Raw genomic sequence first — 7,841 nt, 5'->3', positions numbered from 1 at the left:
GGGGAACGGTGGTGCCGTCGCTCATCTCCATCCGGAGGAGCTGGGATGGCTGTATCGAAACGGACTGCACATGTTGCAGGTTGACGATATGTTTCCTGCTGGCGCGGAAGAAATATTGCGGATCGAGTTTGCTTTCGAATGACTGCAGGCTGCGGGCGAGCAGGGGCGCGTGTTTGCCGAAGCGCAGGCGCACATAGTCGTCGGCTGCTTCCAGCAGGCGGATGTCGGATAGCGGAACGAACCAGCAGCGGTCGCCGTCTTTTACGAATATTTTCTCATGGATGGACAGATAATTGGCGGCGGGAACGATGGCCGGAGCGGCGGGTATACGCGCGAGGGCTTCCCGCATGCGGTTTTCCGTGACGGGCTTCAGCAGGTAATCCAGCGCGTTGATCTCGAAAGCCCGGATGGCATAAGCATCATAGGCGGTGGTGAAGATGACGTGCGGCGTCGTATCCAGCATTTCCAGCAACCCGAACCCGTTGCCTTCCGGCATCTCGATATCGAGGAAAAGCAGCCGGGGCCGCAGTTGCGCGATCATTTCCTGCGCTTCCGTGATATTGGCGGCTTCTCCGGCAATAGCTACCTGCGGGAAGGATTTGAGGATGCCGCGGAGGTCGTTGCGGGCAAGGCGCTCGTCGTCTATGATCAATGCGGAAATCATGCTGCAGGAATTATAACCGTGGCGCGCACGGTTTGGTCTGAATGATTGGCGATGCGGAAAGAGGCATTGGCGCCGTACAGGAGGGATAACCGGCGGAGAGTGCCGCTGATGCCGAAACCGCCGTCGGTACCGGGTTCCGTGATCTGCCCGGTATTTTCTACCCGGATGATGAAATGCTTCCCTTCCCGGCCCGCCGAAATGCGGATGCTGCCGCCGGCACTGCGTTTGGAAATGCCGTGCTTGATGGCGTTTTCCACCAGCGTCTGCAGCAGCATGGGCGGCATGGTTTGTAGTTCCGTTCCGGCGTCTATCTGATATTCGACCTGCAATCTTTCTTCAAAACGGATCTTTTCAATCGCCAGGTAATGTTTTACTACTTCAAGTTCCCTTTCGAAAGCGATGAGCTGCTGCCGTTCCGAGAGCATGGCGCTGCGCAGCACTTCCGCCAGTTCGCCCACGGCCCGCTGCGCCCGTTCCGGGTTTTCGGCGATCAGGCTGCGGATGCTGCTGAGGGAATTGAACAGGAAATGCGGGTTGAGGCGCGTTTTGAGATTATCCAGCTCAGCCTGCTTCAGCCGGTTTTCGCTTTCCAGCTCCTGCTGCTTGATCCGGCCCTGCGCTACCGCGAAGTAAATCACCACCCATCCCCACACCACCAGGTGCCAAACGAACAACACGAGCGCCAGCACGATCATGATCTGCGCCATGCCCGACAAACCGTCCCTGTCTTTCAGCCCGTTGGTGGTAAAGGCATGCCATCCTCCCGCTTCCCAAACCGACAGCGCCGACAAACATCCCACCATCAGCACCGTCACGCACACCACGGCCAGCCATAGCTTCGCGAACACCGCGCCGAAGCGCATCCTGGCAAGCCCGAACCGGCGGATGAAAACGTCCAGCAAATGTGTCCACACGATGCCGTTCACCACATGGAAGTAGTAATCCGGGTCCAGGAATACATCCCCCCGCAGCCCGAAACCATCCGTGCGGATGTTGTTCCAGAGGTAGGTGAACAGTGCCCAGCCCAGGATCTGGGCCGCCCAATACCGGTAGCGTATTTTCATGGGTTCAAATCTAAACGTTCAGCAGTAAGGTAGGAAATTCCATCCCCCCAACGGCGAAAATTGGCGGCGAACGGCAGGAGAACCGGCGCAAAAAAAGAAGCGCCCCGGTGCCGGGGCGCTTCCACGATATATAAAAATTTTCTTACCGGATTACATACTCCGCACCTTTCACTGTCGGAAACGAAACCTGCTTCGCAGCAGATCCGGAGGTGAACAGGGTCTTCCCTTTCGCGGTATACACCGATTTCCCTGCAGGCACCACCACCGCGCAGGTACTGCCCTGCAGCGACCTGATCTTCGCCGTGGCGACTTTCCCGTTTTTCCAGTCCAGGTCCACCGCAAAACCGCCCCTTGCGCGGAAGCCTTTCACGCTGCCCTGTTGCCATCCGGTTTCGGAAGGCAATGCGGGCAGCAAACGGATGACGGAAGTGTCGCCGTGGCTCTGCAACAGCATCTCCGCGATGCCCGCCGTGCCGCCGAAGTTACCGTCGATCTGGAAGGGCGGGTGCGCGCAGAAAAGATTGGGATAAGTACCGCCGCCGCGCGCATTGGCGGGATCGACGGGGCGCAGCAGTTTATGGATAAGCGTGAGCGCATGGTCGCCGTCCTGCAGGCGCGCCCAGAAGTTGATTTTCCAGGCGAGCGACCATCCCGTGCCATCATCGCCACGCTGGCGAAGGGTTTCGCGCATGGCGGCGGCCAGCTCGGGCGTGCCCCAGGGGGTGATCTCGTCGTAGGGATGCAGCGCATAGGCGTGCGAAACGTGGCGGTGGTGCGGCTCGCCGTCTTTCCAGTCGTGCAGCCACTCGTTCAGGTCGCCGGCTTTTCCGATCTGGTTGGGCGCCAGTTGCGCGCGCACGCTATCCATTTCTTTCCGCCATGCCGCATCGGTATCCAGGATGCGCGCGGCTTCGATGGTTGCGCCAAAGAGCTCGCGGCAGATCTGCATATCGATGGCCGGGCCCATCACCGTGCTGGCGCGGGTGCCGTCGGGCATGATGAAACTGTGCTCCGGCGAATTGGAAGGCGCGGTCACCAGCCATCCGTGCTCCGGCTCGCGGATGAGAATAGCGCGCAGGAAGTCGGAAGAACCTTTCAGTACGGGGTAATATTCGCGGAGGAAAGCCGTATCGCGCGTGAAGCGGAAGTGCTCCCAGATGTGTTCGCAAAGCCAGGCGCCGCCGGTGAGGGTAGAGCCCCAGTCGGCCCCTTCGCCCGGCGAAGTGAAGCCCCAGGGATTGGTGATCACGTGGGCCACCCATCCGGGCGCGTTGTAATAGGCTTTGGCGGTACGCACGCCTTCTTTGGAAAGCATGCGGATATAGCGGTGGAGGGGCTCGGCGAGGTCGTCCAGTCCCGTAACGGGCGCCAGCCAGTAGTTCATCTGTAGGTTGATGTTGATGTGGTAATCACCGTTCCAGGGCGCCTGGTACTCGGGCGCCCACAGGCCCTGCAGGTTGGCGGGAAGATGCCCCGGGCGGGAAGACCCGATCAGCAGGTAGCGTCCGTAATTGTAGTACAGCACGGGGAGTTGCGGGTCTGATTCGCCGGCATAGTATTTCGCCAGCCGTTCCGGCGTGGTGAGCAACCCGTTGGGGCCAGGCGCTGCCGCCAGCGTGAAGGCGCTGCGCTGGTACAGTGACTGGTGCGCCCGCCGCTGGGATTGCTGCAGTGCGGCATAGTTTTTTTGCGCGCCGGCCGCCTTCAACCGGTTCAATACCACCGGTAAAGGATCGGTTCCCCGCTGCCGGAAGTCTGCGTCGTTATAATCGGTGGCTGCGGTGAAGTACAGTACGAGGGCGTCTGCATTTTCGATGATGATGCTTTCCGCGGAAACGGTGCTGTGTCCGCCTGAGGGGTGAGCGGACAAAGCGCCGGCGAATTTCATGCCCTGTTGCCCGTCGTTATTGAGATGGCCTTCCATGACGAGGGTGCCGTTCTCCGTGCGGACCGTAGCCCTTTCCCGGCGGGATAGGGAGGCGCTGAGGGAGATGGCGCCTTTGCGGCTGGCGGTAATGCGGATGGCCAGCAGGTTGGCGGGCTGGCTGATCCAGGATTCCTGCGTGTAGGTGACGCCGTTACGCTGCCAGGTGGTGGTGGCGGTGGCGGTAGACAGGTCGAGGCTGCGGCGGTATTGTTGTACCGGCGCGGATGTATCCTTCCAGGCAAGCGTGAGATCGCCGAAGGTCTGGTAGGAGCCGTAGGGTACGTTGGCGCCTGCGCCATGCCCGGAGCCTTTGCCCTTGCAGATGAAATACTGTTGCAGGAGTTGCTGCGCGTCTTTGTTGCGCCCTGCGAGCAATGCCTCCTGGATGCGGGGCAGGATGCGGTAAGCGGTATCGTTGTCCGCTTCCTGGGGGCCGCCGGACCACATGCTGATTTCGTTCAGCACGAAGCGGTCGCGGGAGGGATGGCCGTAAACCAGGGCGCCAAGGGTGCCGTTGCCCAGCGGCAGGGCTTCCTGGTAGTGAGTTGCGGGTTGGCTGAAGGAAAGGGTTTGGTCGGGCCGCTGTTGGGCGGACGCGGCCAGGGTGGTAACCGTCAGCATCGTCAGTAGAGCGTGGTGCATAATGATTTAAATATAGCCGGAAACGGGTGAAAATGCTACGGTTGGATAAACGACAGCCGGTATTGGTGAAAATTTGCGCATAGCCGGGTTCTTCGTAAATTACCGGATGCGCGTGTTAATTCCAATGTTGTGGGCGCTCGCTTGCTGCAATACTCCCTCCGCCCGCAACCAGGCCCCCGTCATTTCGTACATCCCCATCGGCGATTACCGGTACTTGTCCCCCTGCGGCCAGTCCGCCTTCAGCGATACGCTGCCGGCAGGCCGGGTAACGGGAGAGTATGTCGTGTATGTGCTGAAAGACAGCTCCACGGTCAACAATTGCCTGGCGGCGGGCCATCCGGGGCGGAGCGAGGGTTTCCCCATGCGGTACGGAAAGGATTTTTTGCTGATCGTGGAGATGAAAGGCACGCCGGGCTGGGGGATGGACCTGCGCATTGGGGAAATGGACGGCCTGTTGCAGCTGCAATTGCTCCCTGTGAAAGGCGGGGAGGTAAAAGATCAGTATATCTGGCATTTCGCGGCGGAAGGGCGGGAGGTGGTGCGGCTGACGAGCGGGAGCGGGAAGTTCGCTTATGCGAAAGGGCCGGCCTGGCGGGGAGGGCGGCGCTGGGAAGATATGATCCGGTTGGAAGGACGATAAACGCGGCTGGGTGAAGGGGCAGGTGACTGAAAAGAAACCTGCATTGTCTAAGCATCTAAGTTGATCGTATCGATCTAAACCGCGTATAAAAATCGTTGTATCTCAGGATCGGTGCTGCCGCAGAAAAATTGCAGGCCGGTAACTGGACAGAAACCCGCTCGTGCAATTGATAGTTGGGGCCAGCACAGTCTGGATGTAGCAATGCAGTGGTCAGACGGAGGGTAGACGCCATGGCAAAAAGCTACCTTGTTGCCATAACGTGATTACGACAACAAAATAGCTTTAAGGTGATCACGCTTGAGTTAATTGATTGTTAACCGGCGTGTTGGTCATGAAGAATTAATGCTAAGTCATTTGCATTATGCAGATGACCAGGGCGGGGACGGCCGTGGTAAGTCCGGCGAGCAGTTTGGTGAACTTGATATTGAACCCACCTTTTTCCCCGTAATAATAACTTTCCTTGAATCTATCGTATTCGATAGGGGCTCCCAGGTCTTTCATGAGCTTGAGGAACTCGTACAAGGTTCTTTCCGAGATCCGGAGGCGTTTGGCCAGCTGGGCGGGCTTTCCGGTGCCTTTGATACGGATCAGGTAGTCGATGGTCTGTAGTCTTTCAAAATAACGCTTTGGCATGGATCAACAGGGGGTTTAAGCTAAATTGTAAATGTTGTTTACGAATGTGTCCTGGACGGAATGGAATGCTTTACTGTGTCTTAAGCTGAAATAAAAAATCACATCATTCGCGGGCATTGGTTTAAAAGGTTAACGAATAATACAGTACTACTTTGCTTCGATAGGATTCTCTCCGAAATTACGGCGCAGCCCTGCATTATTACAGCACCGAACGAACTATTTGAAAAAGGCAACCTCATAAAAGAGGTTGCCTTCCTAATGGCTAACTTGGAGCGTAGATCATGCATCAATATTACGTTACAGCCGTTTTGACCAGTGTTAACGCCATGTTATAAATATGTCATATTTTGATTTTTATTAACAAATAAAATAGCTACCCAAAGGGTAGCTAATACCATTCGGCCGGCGGCCTCAAAGAGGCCTTTTCCTATCCGGGTGAATGGCGCCGGGAAAGCAGGCAACCATCGGCCGGGCATGTTTTGCCAATTTTCAGGATCCGCCACAGCAGACGTTTATACATATAAAAAGCCCGCCGGCGCTGATGTGCCTGCGGGTGCCCTGCCTATGAACGAATTTGCCAAACCAATGGCTAACAACAAACGTTTCATCTTTAAAAAATAACTCCTGATGCGATGTTAATGCTGTTTGATTGCCTGGGTTGTTAATTAATTGTTAATGAATATCGAGTTAACAAACTGTGGGCTGATTCCCCAACGATCATAGTGATCCTTCAGCCAGCATGTTCCATGTAACACCGGAGAATCGAATGGCGCATTACCCTCCTTCATCCCCAATTGCTCCGCAAAATTCAAATTCACCCAATCAATGCCAAAAAACTACCATCCACCCCAATCCCCGTAAACTATCTTGCCGCACGCTATTAAAATACAGATGCTGCTATGAAACGATCACTCCTTTTCCTCCTCCTCTGCGCCGCCGGCCTCTCCGCCACCGCCCAGGAAAAACGGCTGTTCAACGAAACACCCGCACAAAAAGAAAAACGCCTCGCCTGGTGGACCAACGACCGGTTCGGCATGTTCATCCACTGGGGCCTGTACGCACTCCCCGCACGCCACGAATGGGTGCAGCAACGCGAACATATCTCCGAAGCCGCATACCGCCAATACTTCGACCTCTTCAACCCGGATCTTTACAACCCCCGCGAATGGGCCCGCAGTGCTAAAGCTGCCGGCATGAAGTACGCCGTCATCACCACCAAGCACCACGACGGGTTCTGCCTCTTCGATTCGAAATACACCGACTATAAAGCCACCAACACGCCCGCCAAAAGAGACCTCATCCGCGAATGGGTCGATGCATTCCGCGCCGAAGGCCTCCGCGTCGGGTTCTATTATTCACTCATCGACTGGCACCACCCCCACTTCACCATCGACGGCACCCATGCCCACCGGCCACGGACCGACGAAGAATATGACGAACTTAACAAGAACCGCGATATGAGCAAATACCGCACTTACCTCATGAACCAGGTGCGCGAACTGCTCAGCAATTACGGCCAGATCGATATGCTCTGGCTCGACTTCTCCTACCCCGGTAAACGCGGGAAAGACCATAACGACTGGGGTTCCGTGGATCTCATCAAAATGGTGCGCAAGCTCCAGCCCGGCATCATCGTCAACGACCGCCTTGATCTGAAAGAGTATGCCGATGGCGGTGATTTCATCACACCTGAACAATTCAAAGTGCCCGCCTGGCCCACGGTAAACGGCCAGCGCGTACCCTGGGAAACCTGCCAGACCTTCTCCGGTTCGTGGGGCTATTACCGGGATGAAAACACCTGGAAAGACAATAAGCAACTGCTCGTGCTCCTCGCCGAAACGGTCAGCAAAGGCGGCAACCTTCTCCTCAACGTAGGCCCCACCGCCCGCGGCAAATTCGACGCGCGCGCGCTGAAGGCGCTCTCCGGCATGGGCGACTGGATGGAATACAATAGCCGCGCCATCTACGGCTGCACACAGGCCCCCGATTCCTTCGCGCGCCCCGAGCACAGCTTGCTTACTTTCAATCCCGCTACGAAGCGCCTATACGTCCACCTGCTCGATTATCCCCTGCAGAACTTCACACTGCCCGGTTATAAAGGCAAGATCAAGTACGCACAGTTCCTGCACGATGGCTCCGAAATCAAGATCAGCGCGCCCGTCAGCCACTGGATCAAAAGCGAACTTGGCGCCAACGACCTGAATCTAAGCCTGCCCGTCATCAAGCCCGGCGTGGAAATACCCGTCATAGAACTGATTCTGGCAGATTAAC

Annotated in this window: 6 protein-coding genes; 2 read left to right on the top strand and 4 right to left on the bottom strand. The window is 56.8% G+C overall.

What is annotated here, in order from left to right; genetic code table 11:
- From Q0510_RS05965 to Q0510_RS05955, 3 genes are all read right to left on the bottom strand, one after another.
- Nucleotides 1–664, bottom strand: a 664-nt coding sequence (locus Q0510_RS05965; protein ID WP_298709138.1) for a LytTR family DNA-binding domain-containing protein, incomplete at its 3' end; no start/stop codon positions are given.
- Complete coding sequence (locus tag Q0510_RS05960; RefSeq protein ID WP_298709136.1) at nucleotides 661–1,728, bottom strand: histidine kinase; 1,068 nt, start codon at nucleotides 1,726–1,728, stop codon at nucleotides 661–663. The genes Q0510_RS05965 and Q0510_RS05960, both read right to left, overlap by 4 nt.
- A gap of 142 nt (nucleotides 1,729–1,870) precedes the next feature.
- Nucleotides 1,871–4,297: a glycoside hydrolase N-terminal domain-containing protein gene (locus tag Q0510_RS05955; RefSeq protein ID WP_298709134.1), complete on the bottom strand. Its 2,427-nt coding sequence runs from the start codon at nucleotides 4,295–4,297 to the stop codon at nucleotides 1,871–1,873.
- Between the two features lie 112 nt (nucleotides 4,298–4,409).
- On the opposite strand from Q0510_RS05955, the gene Q0510_RS05950 reads away from it, so the two are divergent.
- Nucleotides 4,410–4,937, top strand: a complete 528-nt coding sequence (locus Q0510_RS05950; protein WP_298709132.1) for a hypothetical protein — start codon at nucleotides 4,410–4,412, stop codon at nucleotides 4,935–4,937.
- Nucleotides 4,938–5,282: 345 nt separating this feature from the next.
- On the opposite strand, the gene Q0510_RS05945 is transcribed toward Q0510_RS05950, so the two are convergent.
- On the bottom strand, nucleotides 5,283–5,570 hold the full coding sequence (locus tag Q0510_RS05945; protein WP_298709131.1) for an HTH domain-containing protein: 288 nt from the start codon (nucleotides 5,568–5,570) through the stop codon (nucleotides 5,283–5,285).
- An 899-nt stretch (nucleotides 5,571–6,469) separates the two neighbouring features.
- Here Q0510_RS05945 and Q0510_RS05940 point away from each other — a divergent pair.
- Nucleotides 6,470–7,840, top strand: a complete 1,371-nt coding sequence (locus tag Q0510_RS05940) for an alpha-L-fucosidase (protein ID WP_298709129.1) — start codon at nucleotides 6,470–6,472, stop codon at nucleotides 7,838–7,840.
- Nucleotide 7,841: the final 1 nt, after the last annotated feature.

It is taken from the genome of uncultured Chitinophaga sp., from assembly GCF_937874145.1.
Lineage (GTDB): Bacteria > Bacteroidota > Bacteroidia > Chitinophagales > Chitinophagaceae > Chitinophaga.
The sequence above is the reverse complement of the archived record's forward strand: the minus strand, read 5'-3'. Positions and strand labels throughout refer to the sequence as shown.